General features: G+C 66.3%; 18 protein-coding genes. 9 read left to right on the top strand and 9 right to left on the bottom strand.

What is annotated here, in order from left to right; all coding sequences use genetic code 11:
- Positions 1–4: 4 nt before the first annotated feature.
- From phhA to hppD, 3 genes are all read right to left on the bottom strand, one after another.
- A complete protein-coding gene (gene phhA / locus E5P3_RS26865) occupies positions 5–874 on the bottom strand; it encodes a phenylalanine 4-monooxygenase (RefSeq protein WP_162588746.1) in 870 nt (289 codons plus the stop codon).
- 23 nt (positions 875–897) lie between these two features.
- Positions 898–1,632, bottom strand: coding sequence for a transporter substrate-binding domain-containing protein (locus E5P3_RS26860; protein WP_232073327.1), 735 nt, complete (start codon positions 1,630–1,632; stop codon positions 898–900).
- Between the two features lie 96 nt (positions 1,633–1,728).
- Complete coding sequence (gene hppD / locus E5P3_RS26855; RefSeq protein WP_162588744.1) at positions 1,729–2,856, bottom strand: 4-hydroxyphenylpyruvate dioxygenase; 1,128 nt, start codon at positions 2,854–2,856, stop codon at positions 1,729–1,731.
- A gap of 154 nt (positions 2,857–3,010) precedes the next feature.
- Between hppD and E5P3_RS26850 the strand changes: the two genes are divergently transcribed.
- The 4 genes from E5P3_RS26850 (at position 3,011) to lnt (ending at position 6,855) form a co-directional block, all read left to right on the top strand.
- Positions 3,011–3,484 (top strand): Lrp/AsnC family transcriptional regulator, encoded by a 474-nt coding sequence (locus E5P3_RS26850; protein WP_068684561.1) that lies wholly within the window; start codon positions 3,011–3,013, stop codon positions 3,482–3,484.
- A gap of 108 nt (positions 3,485–3,592) precedes the next feature.
- The gene (locus E5P3_RS26845) at positions 3,593–4,318 is read left to right on the top strand and encodes a GNAT family N-acetyltransferase (RefSeq protein WP_162588743.1); all 726 of its coding nucleotides are present in this window, start codon (positions 3,593–3,595) and stop codon (positions 4,316–4,318) included.
- Between the two features lie 87 nt (positions 4,319–4,405).
- Positions 4,406–5,284 carry an HlyC/CorC family transporter gene (locus E5P3_RS26840; protein ID WP_162588742.1) on the top strand — a complete coding sequence of 293 codons (879 nt, stop codon included), beginning with the start codon at positions 4,406–4,408 and terminating at the stop codon, positions 5,282–5,284.
- The gene (gene lnt, locus E5P3_RS26835) at positions 5,281–6,855 is read left to right on the top strand and encodes an apolipoprotein N-acyltransferase (RefSeq protein ID WP_162588741.1); all 1,575 of its coding nucleotides are present in this window, start codon (positions 5,281–5,283) and stop codon (positions 6,853–6,855) included. The genes E5P3_RS26840 and lnt overlap by 4 nt, the downstream gene beginning before the upstream one ends.
- On the opposite strand, the gene E5P3_RS26830 is transcribed toward lnt, so the two are convergent.
- The 6 genes from E5P3_RS26830 to E5P3_RS26805 all read right to left on the bottom strand — a co-directional run bounded on the left by E5P3_RS26830 (position 6,815) and on the right by E5P3_RS26805 (position 12,447).
- Complete coding sequence (locus E5P3_RS26830; RefSeq protein ID WP_162588740.1) at positions 6,815–8,173, bottom strand: FAD-binding oxidoreductase; 1,359 nt, start codon at positions 8,171–8,173, stop codon at positions 6,815–6,817. The genes lnt and E5P3_RS26830 overlap by 41 nt on opposite strands.
- A 10-nt stretch (positions 8,174–8,183) precedes the next feature.
- A complete protein-coding gene (locus tag E5P3_RS26825) occupies positions 8,184–8,990 on the bottom strand; it encodes an ABC transporter permease (RefSeq protein WP_162588739.1) in 807 nt (268 codons plus the stop codon).
- A gap of 58 nt (positions 8,991–9,048) precedes the next feature.
- On the bottom strand, positions 9,049–9,882 hold the full coding sequence (locus E5P3_RS26820; RefSeq protein ID WP_162588738.1) for an ABC transporter ATP-binding protein: 834 nt from the start codon (positions 9,880–9,882) through the stop codon (positions 9,049–9,051).
- A 20-nt stretch (positions 9,883–9,902) separates the two neighbouring features.
- Positions 9,903–10,898: an ABC transporter substrate-binding protein gene (locus tag E5P3_RS26815; RefSeq protein WP_162588737.1), complete on the bottom strand. Its 996-nt coding sequence runs from the start codon at positions 10,896–10,898 to the stop codon at positions 9,903–9,905.
- Positions 10,899–10,962: 64 nt separating this feature from the next.
- On the bottom strand, positions 10,963–11,820 hold the full coding sequence (locus tag E5P3_RS26810) for a creatininase family protein (protein WP_162588736.1): 858 nt from the start codon (positions 11,818–11,820) through the stop codon (positions 10,963–10,965).
- Between the two features lie 39 nt (positions 11,821–11,859).
- Positions 11,860–12,447 (bottom strand): NAD(P)H-dependent oxidoreductase, encoded by a 588-nt coding sequence (locus E5P3_RS26805; RefSeq protein WP_162588735.1) that lies wholly within the window; start codon positions 12,445–12,447, stop codon positions 11,860–11,862.
- Between the two features lie 138 nt (positions 12,448–12,585).
- Here E5P3_RS26805 and E5P3_RS26800 point away from each other — a divergent pair, with 138 nt between their 5' ends.
- From E5P3_RS26800 to arsH, 5 genes are read left to right on the top strand one after another with little or no spacing between them, the layout of a single operon-like run.
- Positions 12,586–12,912: an ArsR/SmtB family transcription factor gene (locus tag E5P3_RS26800; protein WP_162588734.1), complete on the top strand. Its 327-nt coding sequence runs from the start codon at positions 12,586–12,588 to the stop codon at positions 12,910–12,912.
- A 13-nt stretch (positions 12,913–12,925) separates the two neighbouring features.
- Entirely contained in the window at positions 12,926–13,411 is a 486-nt protein-coding gene (locus E5P3_RS26795; protein ID WP_162588733.1) for an ArsI/CadI family heavy metal resistance metalloenzyme, read from the top strand.
- 49 nt (positions 13,412–13,460) lie between these two features.
- The gene (locus E5P3_RS26790) at positions 13,461–13,955 is read left to right on the top strand and encodes an arsenate reductase ArsC (RefSeq protein WP_162588732.1); all 495 of its coding nucleotides are present in this window, start codon (positions 13,461–13,463) and stop codon (positions 13,953–13,955) included.
- A gap of 8 nt (positions 13,956–13,963) precedes the next feature.
- A complete protein-coding gene (gene arsB / locus E5P3_RS26785) occupies positions 13,964–15,022 on the top strand; it encodes an ACR3 family arsenite efflux transporter (RefSeq protein ID WP_162588731.1) in 1,059 nt (352 codons plus the stop codon).
- Positions 15,012–15,725: an arsenical resistance protein ArsH gene (arsH, locus tag E5P3_RS26780; protein WP_162588730.1), complete on the top strand. Its 714-nt coding sequence runs from the start codon at positions 15,012–15,014 to the stop codon at positions 15,723–15,725. Before arsB ends, arsH begins: the two co-directional genes overlap by 11 nt.
- The last annotated feature ends 2 nt before the right edge of the window (positions 15,726–15,727 follow it).

The following is a 15,727-nucleotide window of genomic DNA, read 5'->3' as shown; positions in this document are numbered from 1 at the left end:
GCGCTCAGCCAGAGGATTCGCCCGGCAGCAGCGCACCGGCCTCGATGTCGGGCTGCCCGGCGAGCGCCTGGTAGAGCGGCGTGAAGTCCGGAGCCGTGAGGTCGAAGAGCTGCGTGAAGCTGTCGATCACGAAGTAGTTGCGCTGGTAGGTGTCGATCTTGTAGCGCGTACGCATGGCTCGCAGCAGATCGAGCGGCAAGCGCAGCGGCTCCGTGCTGCGCACCGCGTGCTTCAGTTCGCCGACCGAGCTCAGGATGCCCGCGCCATAGGCGCGCAGACCCTCCGGCTGGCGGATAAGACCGAACTCGACCGTGTACCAGTAGAGCCGTGCGAGCTTCTCGCCGGCATCCAGGTCGTGCGCCTTGATGCCTCCCTGCCCGTAGCGCTGCACGTAGTCGGCGAAGCTCGGGTCGAAGAGCATTGGGACATGGCCGAACAGATCGTGGAACACGTCGGGCTCGACGATGTAGTCGAACTCCGCCGGCTTGCGGATCCAGTCGGTGACCGGAAACTTGCGATTTGCCAGCAGCGTGAAGAAGGGCAGCTCCGGAATCAGCCCGGGCACTGCGACGATCTCCCAGCGGGTCGCCTTGTAGAGGCGCTCGTTGATCTCGTCGAAGCGCGGGATACGGTCCTTTATACCGAGCAGGGGCAGCGATTCGATGAACGCGTCGCAGGCCAGTCCCGGCAATTGCGCAGCCTGCCGTTCGTAGAGGCGCCGGTAGGTGTCGTGGTCGGCCGGCGTATAGCTGGCCCAGTCCTGCGGGCAGGTGTAGTCGGCGAGCACGGTGCCGCCCCGCGAATAGTCGCCGCGCGGCGGACGATCCGATTGACCGTAGACCGCGGGCATGACCGCACCTGAAGGCGTCTCCATGAAAAGCTCCGAAAGATGGATGGTTACCTGAGCCAGCGGTCCATGACGCGCTGGAACTCGCCGCCCGCTCGTGCCAGGTGCAGCCATTGATCGACATAGGCCTTGAATGCCATGTCATCGCGCGGCAGCATCCAGGCCATCTCGCCGTACTGCAGCGGCTTGTCGGGATTGATGGCGCACAGGCCTGGCTTGAGCTTCTGCTGCGTGATCGCCTCGGCCGCCTCGGTCACGAAGACATCTGCGCGGTTCGCGAGGATCTCGTCGAAGATCGTCACGTTCTCGCCATGCATCGTGAGCCGGGCTCGCTTGAAGTTGGCGCGCGCGAAGCGCTCGTTGCTGCCGCCGGGGTTGAAGATCACCCGCACCTCAGGCTTGTCGATGGCGGCGACGCTCTGGTACTTGGCGACATCGGCGCAGCGCGCGATCGGCGTCTTGCCGTTGACCATGTAGGGCGCGCTGAAGAAGGCGCGTTTTTGTCGCTCGGTGGTCACCGAGACCCCGCCCACGGCGAGGTCGCACTTGCCGGCGGCTAGGTCCGGCAGCAGGTTGGCCCAGGTCGTCTTGACCCACTCCGGCTTCGCGTTGAGGCTGCTGCCGAAGCTCGTCATCAGGTCGACATCGATCCCCTCATAGCTCGCATCGGCCTTCTGGAAGCTGAATGGCTTGTAGTCGCCCGGCGTGCAGATACGCAGCACGCCTGCCTTCTGCACTGCATCGAGGTGCGACGCGGCCAAGGTCTGCGGTTGCTGCGCATTCATCGCGCAACCACCGAGAATGAAGACCGCAGCCGCGATCGATGAACAGCGAATCCAAAAGCTGGGGCGCATTCCTTGCTCCTGTGTGTGATGGCGCAACTATTGTGCAGCGCTCAACACGCCCCGACGTATCTGGTCCAGCTCGATGCTCTCGAACAGCGCCTTGAAGTTGCCGTTGCCGAAGCCGTCGTCCCCTTTGCGCTGGATGAACTCGAAGAAGATCGGGCCCAACTGGTTCTCGCTGAAGATCTGCAGCAGCAGCGCGTCCTTCTTGCCGTCGATCAGGATCTTGCGCTTGTGCAGTTCCTCCAGGCTTTCACCGTGACCCGGGATGCGCTTGTCCACCAGTTCGTAGTAGGTGTCGATGGTGTCAAGCAGCTTGACGCCGCTGGCGCGCAGCGCATCGACTGTCTTGTACAGGTCGTCCGAGCCCATCGCGATGTGCTGAATGCCTTCCCCGCGATAGAGATCCAGGTACTCCTGGATCTGGCCGGGCTGCTCCTTGCCTTCCTCGTTGATCGGGATGCGGATCTTGCCGCAGGGGCTGGTCATCGCCTTGCTCTTCACGCCCGTCACCTGCCCTTCGATGTCGAAGTACTTGATCTCGCGGAAGTTGAACAGGCGCTCGTAGAAATCGGCCCACTCGTTCATACGGCCGCGGTGCACGTTGTGGGTCAGGTGGTCGATGTAGGTCAGGCCGTTCCCTTCCGGCGCGAGGGCCTGCTGCGCCGTCAGGCCGGGCAGGGCTTCGAAGTCGACGTCGTAGAAGCCGATGTTGCCGATGTCGCCCGGCTCCGCGCCGTTCTTGCCGCGCCAGCGGTCGACGAGATAGATCAGGCTGTCGCCGATGCCCTTGATCGCAGGGATGTTCAGTTCGCCGGGCCCCGCCTTGTCGGCGAACCCCCAGGCCCCGAGCGAAATGGCTCGCTCGTAGGCGGCCTTGGCGTCCTGCACGCGGAATGCGATGGCGCAGACGCTGGGTCCGTGCTGGCGCGCGAAGCGCTGCGCGAAGGAGTCCGGCTCCGCGTTCACGATGAAGTTGATCGTGCCCTGGCGATACAGCAGCACGTTCTTGTGGCGATGCTTCGCCACGGCCTTGAAACCCATTCGCTCGAAGACTTGGCCCATCGCGGCCGGATCGGGCGCGGCGTATTCGATGAACTCGAAGCCGTCGGTGCCCATGGGATTCTCCCACGGGGTGAAGGCGGGGGCGTCGGCGGTGCTCATTGGGCGTCTCCAGTAAGAAATCAGGAAGGGTTATTGAGTGTGCGTTGCGGTGGCGCAGGCTGGTGTTGAACTGTAAAAGCGCACGCCCTCATGATTTCAGCGTTATCAGGCCCAAGCCTGAGCCAAGACGCAGGAAAACTGTGAAAATGAAGAAATGGACGCACTTGACAAGCTGGATCGACTGATTTTGCGCACGCTGCAAAGCGATGGCCGGGCCACTTATGACCAACTGGCCGAGAAGGTCAGCCTCTCGCCAAGCGCGGTGCTGCGGCGGGTCCGGCGCCTGGAGGAGAGCGGCGTCATCGACCGCTATGTTGCGCTGGTCAAGCCTGAGGCGGTGGGCCTCGGTCTCACGGCATATCTCAACGTCCGTCTCGAGAAGCACACCGAGACCCACAAGCGCAACCCGATGGACCTGTTCCGTGCCAGCGTCCAGACATGGCCGGAAGTGGTGGAATGCGCCGCGTTGACGGGGGAAATGGACTACTTGTTGCGTGTCGTTGTCGCCGACATGGCGCACTACAGCCGTTTCATCATGGACACGCTGCTCAAGCATCCCAGCGTGGAAGACTGCAAGACCAGCTTTGTGCTGGATCGGGTGAAAGCCACCACCGCTGTGCCGATATAGCAACAGGGAAGGACATTGCTCGTCTCTCGCTTCTGTTTTGTAATCTTACGAATTACCTTTTCGTCCTTGCGAGCTTGTTGGTTAAGGGAAAACCCCTATATTGGAGCCATGCATACCGCCAAGGCACTTCTCAAAGCCTCGCTCGGCCTCGGCTCCTTCCTGAAAGCGCCGATGGTTGAAGCCCAGCCGCGCGCCGCTGCCCCCGCGCCCGTGATGGTGCCGATCCGCTCGATCGGACCACGCGAGCGTGATCGCATCGCGCAGCACCTGCTCGCACTCAAGCCCCATGACCGCTACCTGCGGTTCGGCTACTCCGCCTCCGATGAGCAGATCCAGCGCTACGTCGACGGCCTCGATTTTGATCGTGACGAGCTCTTCGGTATCTACAACCGCCGTCTCGACCTGATCGCGATGGCGCACCTCGCCTTTGCGCCGGACGATCAGCTCAAGGATTGCGCTGAATTCGGCGTCTCCGTCGCCGAGCACGCCCGCGGCCGCGGTTATGGCGCCCGCCTGTTCGAGCGCGCAGCAGTGATCGCGCGCAACGAGGGGGTGGGCATGCTATTCATCCACGCGCTGAGCGAGAACACGGCCATGCTCAAGATCGCGCGCAATGCCGGCGCCACCGTGGTGCGCAGCGGCTCCGAATCCGAAGCCCACCTGCAGTTGCCCAATGCGACCTTCGACAGCCGCATGAGCGAGATCGCGCTCGAGCACTACGCCGAGGTCGATTTCCAGCTCAAGACGCGTGCCAAGCAGTTCTGGGCCTTGCTGGCCACCCTGCAGGAGATCCGCAGCGGCGTGCGCGCCGCGCGCGAGCAGTCCTCGCCTTGAACGACCGTTGCCACAGGCGATCGGCGGAGCTCCGCGGGGCGGGCCCGTTCCGGTATCCTTGCGATTCCACAACTCCGCCCTCCCGCAGTGGCTGACCCTCACCCCGACCGCGCGCCCGTTGAACGCGAGGACAAGCGCAGTTTCCTGCAGAAACTCGCCGAGTTCATTCACCCCGGCCCAGACTCGCGCGACGAGCTGATCGAAACCCTCGCCGACGCCGAAGACAACGACGTGATCGGCGCCGAGTCGCGCGTCATGCTCGAAGGCGTGCTGCGCATGGCCGACATGACCGCCGGCGACGTGATGGTGGCCGCGCCGCGCATGGACCTGGTCAACATCGATGCGCCCTACGAGTCGCTGCTCAATCTGGTGATCGACACGGCCCACTCGCGCTTTCCGGTCTACGAGGGCGAGAAGGAAAACATCATCGGCATCCTGCTCGCGAAGGACCTGCTCAAGCTCCAGCGCGCACCAGGGCTCAACATCCGCGCGCTGCTGCGTCCTGCCACCTTCGTGCCCGAGAGCAAGGGTCTGAACGATCTGCTGCGTGAATTCCGCGGCAACCGCAACCATCTGGCGATCGTGATCGACGAGTTCGGCCGCGTGGCCGGCCTCATCACCATCGAGGACGTGCTGGAGCAGATCGTCGGCGAAATCGAGGACGAATTCGACATTGCCGAGGAAGAGGGCGACATCTTCGGCCTGGCCGACCGCACCTACCGCGTCTCGGGCGACACGCCGATCGAACGCGTGGCCGAGGCCTTCGGCATCGTCTTCGACGAGGAGGTGCTGAGCGAGGACTTCGACACCATCGGTGGCCTGATCGCTCACGAGATGGGCCATGTGCCCAAGCGCGGCGAGCACTATGCGCTGGGTGCCTTCGACTTCGTCGTGCTCCACACGAAGGGCGGCGCCGTGCGCTGGTTCAAGGTCTCGCCGGCGCGCGGCGACGACGCGGGCGATTGAAAACGCTGGTGCGCGCGCTGGGCCTCGGCCTCGCGGGGCTCGCGCAGGCCGCGTCGATCGCGGCTCCCTGGAGCGGGCAGCCCTTGTGGTGGCTGCAACTGCTATCACTGGCCGCGCTGGTCTGGCAGCTCGATGCGCTGCGCGATCGCACCGCGCCGCGGCCCTCATGGCGCAGTGCGGGGCTCTACGGCTGGGTGTTCTCGACCGCCTGGCTGTGCGGCACCTTCTGGTGGCTCTTCGTCTCGATGCACATCTACGGCGGGCTCGCCGCGCCGCTGGCCGCCATGGCCGTGCTGGCGCTATCTGCGGCCCTGTCCCTGTACTACGCCGTTGCCGCGGCCTTCTACGTCGCGCTCGCGCCTGTCCATCGGGCGGGCGCCGTACTCCTGTTCGCCGCCGCGTGGACCCTGGCCGAGCTGCTGCGCAACAGCTTGTTCACCGGCTTTCCGTGGGGGGCGGGCGGTTACGCCCACGTCGATGGTCCGCTCGCGGCATACGCACCCTGGGTGGGCGCGTATGGCGTGGGCGCCGTCGCGGCTGCGATCGCGGCGCTCGCTGCAACTGCGTTGCGCGCCGCCCGAGCCGGCACGCGGATGAGCGAACTCGGCGTGGCCCTGATCCTCCTGGCCGCGCCCGCGCTGTTCGCCGCCCTGCGCGGCACACCCGACGAGGCGGCACTCTCGCGCGGTCGCATCGACGTGGCGCTGCTGCAAGGCAATATCCCCCAGGACGAGAAGTTCATCCCCAGTGGCGGCATCGCCACCGCGCTGCAGTGGTACGGCGAGCAACTGCAGCGCGCCACCGCGCCGCTGGTGATCACGCCCGAAACCGCACTGCCCCTGCTGCCTTCACAACTGCCTCCCGGCTACCTCGACGCCATCGCGGCGCGCTACGCGAACGGCACGCAGACCGCGATCGTCGGCCTCCCGCTGGGCAATGGCCGCGTCTACACCAACACGGTGCTGGGCTTCGGCCCCGGGCGCAGCACGCCTTTCCGCTACGACAAGCACCACCTCGTGCCCTTCGGAGAATTCGTGCCCCGTCTGTTCCGCTGGTTCACCGACATGATGAGCATCCCCCTGGGCGATTTCCAGAGCGGCGGCCTCGCGCAGCCGCCGCTGGATTGGCTGGGCCAGCGCATCGCGCCCAACATCTGCTACGAAGACCTGTTCGGCGACGAGATCGGCGCCAACTTCCGCGACGAGGCAAGGGCCCCCACCATCCTGCTCAACGTGAGCAACATCGCATGGTTCGGCGACACGGTGGCGATCGACCAGCACCTGTCCATCTCGCGCATGCGCGCGCTCGAATTCCAGCGGCCGATGGTGCGTGCCACCAACACGGGCGCCACCGCGGTGATCGATCATCGCGGCCGCGTCACGCACTCGCTGCCGCGGCTCACGCGCGGCGTGCTGGTCGCGCCGGTCGAAGGTCGCGCAGGGCTCACGCCCTATGCGTGGTGGGTCTCGCGCTTCGGGCTGTGGCCGATATGGGGCCTGGCGATCGCGATCATCGCCGCCGCGCCCTTCCTCAGGCGGCGACGGGCCAGTCGCGCAGCTTCCCCGGGTTGAGCAGGCCCAGCGGGTCGAAGCGCTTCTTGAGCTCGATCACTTCCTGCGGCAGCGGACCGCCAGCCTTGCCGTCCTCGACGATGTTGACGTGCGGGTTGTTGATGTGCACGCCGTGTTCGCGGTGCAGGCGGATGATCTCGTCCAGCCGCTCCTCCGTCGTGAAACGCACGAGCTGCAGGCCGCTGCAGGTCATCAGGCCCGCTGCGGTGCGCAGGAACTCCAGGTGCATCATGACCTCGCCCGCAAAGAGCTTCTCCATCTCGGCAACCTGCCGCACGTGCTGCCCCGGCGTGAAGCCGCTCTGCAGATAGGTCAGGTTCCTGTCGACCTTGAGCGCATGCAGCGTCGTGTGGTTCCAGGTGAATTCCATCAGCGTGCGGTTGCTCTTGTGTACCTCCTCGGCCGTCTTGCGGTAGCTCATGCGGCCGCCGTGTGCGGCGATCAGCTCCAGCAGCGGGTCCTCGCCGGATTCGGCAACCAGCGACAGCACCGCATGGCAGCCTTGCGGCAGGTGCTCGGCCAACTGCGCCAGGTGATCCGGCACCGGGCTTGCGAAGAAGGCGATCTCGCGCTTCACCATGCCCGGGGCATGCGCGAGCACGTCGGCGAAGGCGAGCGCCGCGTCGAAGTCCTCGAAGACCACCAGGCTCTCGAGCCAGGGATGCGCGGGAGCCAGCCCCACTTCAAGTTCGAGCACCAGCCCGTTGGTGCCCCACAGGTGGTGCATCCGCAGCGCTTCGGCGCCGCGCAGCTCGAAGACCTGCGGCTCGGCCTCGATCGTCATGGCCCGCACCCCCAGCACGTTGCCGGCAGCACCCAGCGGCCCGTAGTTGATCGAGCCCACGCCGCCGAAGCCCCCGCCGAACAGACCGCCCAGTGTCGCGCTGCGGTAGGTGGAGGGGACGCAGCGCAGCTCCTGCCCGGTGGGCCGGGTGTGCTTCTCGAGCTCGCCGAGCCGGATGCCGGCGTGCGCGCGCGCCAAGCCAGGGCGCACCCATTGCATTGCGTTGTAGCCTGTCATGTCGAGCACCACGCCGCCGGCGAGCGGGGTGGTCTGGCCATAGTTGCCTGTGCCGCTGCCGCGAATGGTGATCGGGACGTTGCGGCGCACGCAGGCGCCCACCAAGGCGCGGACCTCGTCCTCGGTGCGCGGGCGCACCACCGCGTCGGCGCGCTTGTCCTTCAGCTGGCGCTGGAGCACCGGGCTGAACCACGAGAAGTCCTGCGACAGCCGCGCGATGCGGCTCTCGTCGGTGATCCAGTCGAGTTCGGGCAGTTCCAGATGCAACTGCTCGATGGCGGAAGCGGGGGCGTTCATGGAAGGAAAGTCAGTCCTGTGAGAGTTCGCTCGCATGCCAGGAGCCCAGCGCGAGCTTGGTGAGCCAGGCCATCAGCACGAAGAGCGCGACGCCTGTCAGCGAGATCAGCAGCAGGGCCGCGAACATGCGCGGGATGTTGAGCTGGAAGCCAGACTGCAGGATCTGGTAGGCCAGCCCCGCGCCGCTGCCGCCCGTGCCGGCGACGAACTCGGCCACGACCGCGCCGATCAGCGCCAGGCCGCTCGAGATGCGCAGGCCCCCGAAGAAATAGGGCAGCGCGCTGGGGATGCGCAGCCGCACCAGCTGCTGCCAGCGCGTCGCGCGGTTGAGCTTGAAATAGCTCTGCAGATCGGGCTCGATGCTGCGCAGCCCGAGCGTGGTGTTGCTGATGATCGGGAACAGCGCGACCAGCGCCGCGCAGACCACCATCGCGGCCGTGGGATTCTTGACCCAGATGATGATCAGTGGCGCCACCGCGACGATGGGCGTCACCTGCAGCAATACCGCGTAGGGAAAGAGCGCGGTCTCGATCCGCTTGCTCTGCACGAACAGGAAGGAGATCAGCACACCTGCGACCGTGGCCAGCACGAAGGACAGCAGCGTGATCTTCAGCGTGACCAGCAAGGCCGTGCCAAGCGGCACCCAATCCGCGATGAGCGTCTTCGTCATCAACCAAGGCGAGGGCACCAGGTAGGGCGGCAGCTCCATCGCCGTCACCAGGCCCTGCCAGAGTGCCAGCAGCGCCACGCCGACCAGCAGCGGATAGAGCACGCGCTGCGCGCGCGGCTGCTGCAGCAGAGGCAGTCGCCGGGTCATAGGGCGACCTCCTCGTTGCGCGCTGCGGTGCCATACGCCTTGGGAGCGCCCGTGCGACTCATGGCGCGGCCTCGTCGTATGTGCCATTGCTGGCGCGCAGCAGGCTATCCTGCAGCTGCTTCGCATATCGGCTGAACTGCGGCGACACCATGAAGTCCGCGCTGCGGGGATAGGGCTCGTCGATCTGGAGCTCCTCCACCACCCGGCCGGGCCGCGCAGCCATCATGACCACGCGGCTGGAGAGGAACACCGCCTCGTGGATCGAGTGCGTCACGAAGATCACGGTGAGCTTCTTCTTGCGCCAAAGGTCGAGCAGCTCCGCGTCGAGCTTGTGGCGCGTGATTTCGTCCAGCGCGCCGAAGGGCTCGTCCATCAGCAGCAGGTCGGGTTGGGTCACGAGTCCGCGCGCGATCGACACGCGCATCTGCATGCCGCCCGAGAGGGCGCGCGGCAGTGCGGTCGCGAACTTGTGCAGGCCCACCAGTTCCAGCGCCTCGCTCACGCGCGCGTCGGCTTCCTTGCGCGGCATGCCAGCCAGGTCCAGCGGCAGCCGCACGTTGCTGCGCACGCTGGCCCATGGCATCAGCGTGGGCGACTGGAAGACGAAGGCCATCTTGTGGGCGCGACTGTGCAGCTCGGCCACCGGCCGGCGCCACAGCAGCAGGCGCCCGTCGCTGGGCTCCAGCAGCCCCGCCACCATCTTGAGCAGCGTGCTCTTGCCGCAGCCCGAGGGGCCGAGGAGAGTGACGAACTCGCCCTCGGCGATCGCGAGGTCCACCGGCAGCAGGGCGCGTGTGCCGTTGGGGTAGGTCTTCTCCGCCGACAGCAGCTCCACCGCCGGCGCGGCGGGCGCGGCCGGCGGCGCGAGCACGGCGGGTTCGATCCGGTTCATGCGTGCGGCCTCGTGGTCTCTCAGGGCAGGACCTTGGTGTCCTTGACGAACTCGGTGGTGTAGGTCTTCGCGATCTCCACCTTGCCCGGGTCGAGCAGCTTGGCCGCCACCAGGAAGTCGTAGCTCGCCTTGGCGCGCGCATCGGTGATCACGCCGATGCCCATCGTCGCCGCGTCGCCGCCCGTGACCATGCCCATCTCCTTGAGCTTGCCCACGCTGTAGGCCAGCTGGTCGTCGGTCATGTTGGGGTTGTCCTTCTTGATCAGCGCGTTGGCCGGCGCCGGGTCGGCAAGGTAGCTCTTCCAGCCCTCGGCCGAGGCCTTGACGAAGGCCGCCACCTGCTTGCTGCGCTCCTTCACTGTCTTGTCCATGCAGGACACGGTGGTCGCATAGGCCGGGAAGCCGTGGTCACTGAACATCAGCACCGTGCTCTTCACGCCGGCCTTCTGGATCGCATACGGCTCGGAGGTCAGGTAGCCCTGCTGGGCCGTGTTCTTGTCGGCCACGAAAGGCTGGATGTTGAACGTGTAGGGGCGGGTCTGCTCGTCGGTGAGACCGAACTTGGCCTTCAGCCACGGCCAGTAGCCCCGGTTGGCCTGCGAGCCGATCAGGATGGTCTTGCCCTTGAGGTCCTCGAACTTCTTGACGTCGTCGTGCGCGATGAGCACCTGCGGGTCCTTCTGGAAGAAGGCCGCCACGTTGACCACCGGCACGCCGCCTTCGCGCACCTGCATCATCTGGATGTCGCTCGAACCCATGATGCAGTCGGCCTGGCCGGCAGCCATCATCTGCGTGATGTTGACCTGCGGTCCACCCATCTTGATTGTCACGTCCAGCCCGTACTTCTTGTAGATCCCCTGGGCCACCGCCTGGTAGAAGCCGCCGTGCTCGGCCTGCGCGTACCAGTTCGTCATGTAGGTGAACTTGTCCTGCGCCTGCGCCGTCGCGGCGGTAGCGCAGGCGAGGACGGCGGTAGCGGCCAGGCGGCCGAGGCGGGAGGCGGAAAGATCGCGCATGGTGAAGACCTCTTGAGCGGGAAGGAAAGGTTGAAGAAGAAATGGCGGTTGCAAGGAGCGCGCCTCAGGCCGCTGCGGACTGGACGAATCCATGCTGGTGGCCGCGCTCCCAGGTCGCTTCCTCGCGCACCACCCAGCGCAGCGCGTGCAGCTCGGTCAACGCCTGCACCCAGCTGGCGGCCAGCGTGTCGAGGATCTCCTCGCCCTGTTCGCGCGTGGCGCTGGTGGGGTCGCCGATCACCCCGCTGGGCCCGAAGTCGCGCGCGGTCCAGGCGCAGGCCGGACGGCCGTCGGCCGACAGCAGCTTGATCGGGAAGGGCGGCGGGTAGTTGGCCGCCGCGCGGTCCATGTGCACGGTGTCGGGCGCCAGCGCCAGCATCAGCGCGGTCTCGGAATGGCCGGCGTGCATCGAGAGCTTTCTCTCCTGCTCGCTGATCTGCCGGCTCGACGCGTTGGGCAGGCGCGAGACGCCATGCGGCACGATGATGAAGTCGCCATGACGCAGCCGCAGCTCGCGCGCCGCCATTTCCAGCACCTGCGGCTGGCCGCCGTGACCGTTGGCGAAGAGCAGCTTGCGAAAGCCCGCGCGATAGACCGACTCGCCGATCTCGGTCACGGTCGCGAGCAGCGTGGTGCCGGTCAGCGTCATGGTGCCGGGGAAGTGCAGGTGCTCCTCCGACTTGCCGTAAGTGATCGTCGGCAGCGCGAAGGCACGCACCTCGGGCGGCAGCCGCTCGAGCGCCTTGCCCATCACACCGGAGGCAATCACGCTGTCGACCGAGCACGGCAGGTGCGGACCGTGCTGCTCGATCGCGCCGCAGGGCAGCACGATCACGGTGTTCTCGCGGTCGGGCAGCGCGTCGATCTCGGTCCAGCTCAGGTAGGGCAGGAAGCGGTGGGGCGGGATGTAGCCGTGCAGCATTGGGGGGACTCGTGGTCGGAGGTGGTGAGAGAGCGGGGCTCAGGCGAAGCGCGCCATCGCCTGGCCCACGCGCTGCAGGAAGCGCTTGAGCTGGGGCTCGGTCGCCACGTTCATGTGGTAGTGGGCGTGGTAGTCCACGCGCGCCTGCGGGCCGGTGAGCCGCCGCATGTAGCGTGTCACGATCTTTCGCGGCGGGTCGCCCATGTACCAGGCGACCCAGCGCGGCCGGCCGTAGGTCACGACGGCCGAGATGCGCCGGATGTGAGTCAGCATCGGCTTGACGTTGGCGGGGTCGCTCAGGTCGAAGGCCACCCCGGGCATGAAGAGGCGGTCGAAGTAGCCCTTGAGCATCGCGGGCAGGCCGAAGCACCACGTCGGGAAGCAGAACACGATCGCCTCGGCCCGGCGCAGGCGCTCGATGTAAGGCATGAGCGGCAACTGGTTGTTCGGCACCTCGTGGTAGCCCAGGCGCTCCTCGCGCGAGAGGACCGGGTCGAAGCCCTCGGCGTACAGGTCGCAGTCGTCCACCTCGTGCCCCGCCGCCTTCAGGTTGCGCAGCACCTCCTGGTGCAGGGCGGCATGGAAACTGGTTTCGACCGGATGACAGTAGACGACGAGTACGCGCATTGGATGTTTGACCGCTTAATCAGAGCAGGTGGTCAGGTTACGCAAGCGACGTGCCAGCGGTATGCACCGCAACGGGGCCTGAAGCGGAGCCCCATTAACCTGTTGCATTGAATCCAATAATTCAAATATGATTGAATAATGGAAGAAACTGATGTTGTCCGAGCCCTCGCTGCGCTGGCCCAGCCGGTTCGGCTGCGGGTGTTCCGCAGCTTGGTGGTCGCCGGCCCCGAGGGCCTCACGCCCGGCGCACTGGTCGAGGCGCTGGACGTGCCCGCAACCAGCCTCTCCTTCCACCTCAAGGAACTCGTCCACGCTGGCCTGGTGTCGCAGGAGCGCCAGGGCCGCAACCTGATCTACCGCGCCGCCTTCGATCGCATGACCGCCCTGCTGGGCTACCTCACCGAGAACTGCTGCCAGGGGGAGGCCTGTCTTCCCGAGGGCGCGGCCGCCTGCAACAACTGCTGAAAGGAGAAACCCCATGAAGCGCTTCCATGTTCACCTGCACGTCGATGACCTGGCCCAGAGCGTCGGCTTCTATACCAGGCTGTTTGCTGCGGAGCCGGTCCGCCTCGAGGCCGACTACGCCAAGTGGATGCTCGACGACCCTCGCCTCAATTTCGCCATTTCCACTCACGGGCAGGGCCACGGCGTGGACCATCTGGGCTTCCAGGCCGAGGACGAAGGCGAGCTGGCCGAGCTGAAGGCACGCGCCGAGTCGACCGACCGCGCGATCCTGAACGAAGGCGCAACGGTGTGCTGCTACGCCCGCAGCGAAAAGCATTGGGTGACCGATCCGCAGGGCATCGCCTGGGAGCATTACCGGACGCTGGAACGCGCGGAAGGCTATGGCGAAGCCCGCCCTGCAGCCTCCGCGCAAGAGGGCGGCGGCGCTTGCTGCACCGGCGCGGCGCCGAGGGGAAAGCCGCTCGCCGTGCCCGTCAAGAGCGCCTCTTCCTGCTGCTGACGGCACGTATCGCGCCCCATCCGATCCCCTCACTTCGACGATCCCACCCATGACCGACACGATCCACAACGTACTTTTCATCTGCACGGGCAACTCTGCCCGCTCGATCATTGCGGAAGGCCTGACCAACCACCTCGGCGGCTCGAGGTTCAGGGCCTTCTCTGCCGGCAGCTATCCGAAGGGCGCGGTGCACCCGCTTGCCCTGGCGACCTTGCACACCCTTCACGTCCCGGACGCAGACTACCGCAGCAAGAGCTGGGACGAATTCGCCAAGGACGGCGCACCAAGAATGGACTTCGTCATCACTGTCTGCGACCAGGCGGCAGGCGAAGTCTGCCCAGTCTGGCCCGGCCAACCGGTCACCGCCCATTGGGGCCTGCCCGATCCGGCTGCGGTGGAAGGTAGCGACGAAGAGAAAAAGCGGGCTTTCATGGACGCCGCCGTGACGCTGAAGCGGCGCATCGAGTTCATGCTGTCCGTGCCCCTCGGCAAGCTGGAGCACATGGCCATCCAGCACGAGGTGCGCGAGATCGGCAAGCGCTGAAGGTCACCATGAGCGCAGTGATCCAAACGCCGCCCCGGGGCGCGGCCTCCATGAGCGTCTTCGAGCGCTATCTGACCCTGTGGGTGTTCCTGTGCATCGTCGCAGGCATCGTGCTCGGCCAGTTGTTCCCCGCCGGCTTCCAGGCTGTCGGCCGGCTGGAAGTCGCGCGCGTGAACATCCCGGTGGGCGTGCTGATCTGGGTGATGATCATCCCGATGCTGCTGCGCGTCGACTTCGCGGCGCTGGGGCAGGTGAAGCAGCATTGGCGCGGCATCGGCGTCACGCTCTTCGTCAACTGGGCCGTCAAGCCTTTCTCGATGGCCTTCCTGGCGTGGCTGTTCGTGCGCCAGGTCTTCGCCGGCTACCTGCCGGCCGAGCAACTGGACAGCTACGTCGCCGGCCTGATCCTGCTGGCCGCGGCCCCGTGCACGGCCATGGTCTTCGTCTGGAGCCGGTTGACCGGCGGCGACCCGGTCTTCACCCTGTCCCAGGTGGCCTTGAACGATGCCATCATGGTATTCGCCTTCGCGCCGATCGTGGGGCTGCTGCTGGGCCTGTCCGCCATCACCGTGCCATGGGACACCTTGATCACCTCGGTGGGGCTGTACATCGTGCTGCCGGTGATCTTCTCGCAGCTGTTGCGCCGGCGGCTCCTGCGCGCAGGCCCGGCGGCCTTCGAGCGCGCCCTGCATCGCATCGGCCCCTGGTCCATCGCGGCGCTGCTGCTGACGTTGGTCCTGCTCTTCGCGTTCCAGGGCGAGGCCATCCTCCGGCAGCCGCTCGTGATCGCGATGCTGGCCGTGCCGATCCTGATCCAGGTCATCGTCAACTCGGGGCTGGCCTATTGGCTGAACCGCAAGCTCGGCGAGAAGCACAACGTGGCCTGCCCCTCGGCGCTGATCGGCGCCTCGAACTTCTTCGAGCTGGCCGTGGCGGCGGCCATCAGCCTGTTCGGTTTCCATTCCGGCGCTGCATTGGCCACCGTGGTGGGCGTACTGATCGAGGTGCCGATCATGCTGGCGGTGGTGAAGGTGGTGAATGCGTCGAGGGGCTGGTATGAGTCCTGAGCTTCCGAATATCGACCCGGCCCTGTTCGACAGGCCCGACCTGGATCAGCTGCTTGCGCCGCAGCGTTCCGCGCATGCGCCTCGCATCCTGCTGCTCTACGGCTCCGCGCGGGAGCGTTCCTATAGCCGGCTCCTGACCGAAGAAGCCGCGCGCCTGCTGCGCGCCATGGGAGCGGAGACCCGGATCTTCGATCCCCGCGGGCTGCCGCTGCCCGACGACGCGCCGGAAGACCATCCGAAAGTTCGCGAGCTGCGCGACCTGGCGCAATGGGCCGAGGGCATGGTCTGGACCTCGCCCGAGCGCCACGGAGCGATGACCGGGATCATGAAGGCGCAGATCGACTGGATCCCGCTGTCGGTCGGCGCGGTCCGGCCAACGCAGGGCAAGACGCTCGCGGTGATGGAGGTGTCCGGCGGCTCCCAGTCCTTCAATGCGGTCAACCAGCTGCGCGTGCTGGGCCGCTGGATGCGCATGATCACGATCCCCAACCAGTCCTCGGTCGCAAAGGCCTTTCTCGAATTCGGCGAAGATGGGCGCATGAAACCGTCGCCCTATTACGAGCGCGTGGTCGATGTGATGGAGGAACTGGTGAAGTTCACCCTGCTCACGCGCGATTGCGCCGGCTACTTGGTCGACCGCTACAGCGAACGCCGGGAGAATGCCGCGGCGCTGTCGAAGCGCGTCAACCAGCGCAGCCACTGACC

The organism is Variovorax sp. RA8, from assembly GCF_901827175.1.
In the GTDB taxonomy this organism is placed as follows: domain Bacteria; phylum Pseudomonadota; class Gammaproteobacteria; order Burkholderiales; family Burkholderiaceae_C; genus Variovorax.
Note: the sequence above shows the minus strand (reverse complement) of the source record. Positions and strands in the feature narration are given on the sequence as shown.

What these genes read in the sequence shown, in the direction of transcription:
- phhA (WP_162588746.1), bottom strand. Translation starts at nt 874, where the DNA reads ATGGAGACGCCTTCAGGTGCGGTCATGCCCGCGGTCTACGGTCAATCG.
- E5P3_RS26860 (WP_232073327.1), bottom strand. Translation starts at nt 1,632, where the DNA reads ATGAATGCGCAGCAACCGCAGACCTTGGCCGCGTCGCACCTCGATGCA.
- hppD (WP_162588744.1), bottom strand. Translation starts at nt 2,856, where the DNA reads ATGAGCACCGCCGACGCCCCCGCCTTCACCCCGTGGGAGAATCCCATG.
- E5P3_RS26850 (WP_068684561.1), top strand. Translation starts at nt 3,011, where the DNA reads ATGGACGCACTTGACAAGCTGGATCGACTGATTTTGCGCACGCTGCAA.
- E5P3_RS26845 (WP_162588743.1), top strand. Translation starts at nt 3,593, where the DNA reads ATGCATACCGCCAAGGCACTTCTCAAAGCCTCGCTCGGCCTCGGCTCC.
- E5P3_RS26830 (WP_162588740.1), bottom strand. Translation starts at nt 8,173, where the DNA reads ATGAACGCCCCCGCTTCCGCCATCGAGCAGTTGCATCTGGAACTGCCC.
- E5P3_RS26825 (WP_162588739.1), bottom strand. Translation starts at nt 8,990, where the DNA reads ATGACCCGGCGACTGCCTCTGCTGCAGCAGCCGCGCGCGCAGCGCGTG.
- E5P3_RS26820 (WP_162588738.1), bottom strand. Translation starts at nt 9,882, where the DNA reads ATGAACCGGATCGAACCCGCCGTGCTCGCGCCGCCGGCCGCGCCCGCC.
- E5P3_RS26815 (WP_162588737.1), bottom strand. Translation starts at nt 10,898, where the DNA reads ATGCGCGATCTTTCCGCCTCCCGCCTCGGCCGCCTGGCCGCTACCGCC.
- E5P3_RS26810 (WP_162588736.1), bottom strand. Translation starts at nt 11,820, where the DNA reads ATGCTGCACGGCTACATCCCGCCCCACCGCTTCCTGCCCTACCTGAGC.
- E5P3_RS26805 (WP_162588735.1), bottom strand. Translation starts at nt 12,447, where the DNA reads ATGCGCGTACTCGTCGTCTACTGTCATCCGGTCGAAACCAGTTTCCAT.
- E5P3_RS26800 (WP_162588734.1), top strand. Translation starts at nt 12,586, where the DNA reads ATGGAAGAAACTGATGTTGTCCGAGCCCTCGCTGCGCTGGCCCAGCCG.
- E5P3_RS26795 (WP_162588733.1), top strand. Translation starts at nt 12,926, where the DNA reads ATGAAGCGCTTCCATGTTCACCTGCACGTCGATGACCTGGCCCAGAGC.
- E5P3_RS26790 (WP_162588732.1), top strand. Translation starts at nt 13,461, where the DNA reads ATGACCGACACGATCCACAACGTACTTTTCATCTGCACGGGCAACTCT.
- arsB (WP_162588731.1), top strand. Translation starts at nt 13,964, where the DNA reads ATGAGCGCAGTGATCCAAACGCCGCCCCGGGGCGCGGCCTCCATGAGC.
- arsH (WP_162588730.1), top strand. Translation starts at nt 15,012, where the DNA reads ATGAGTCCTGAGCTTCCGAATATCGACCCGGCCCTGTTCGACAGGCCC.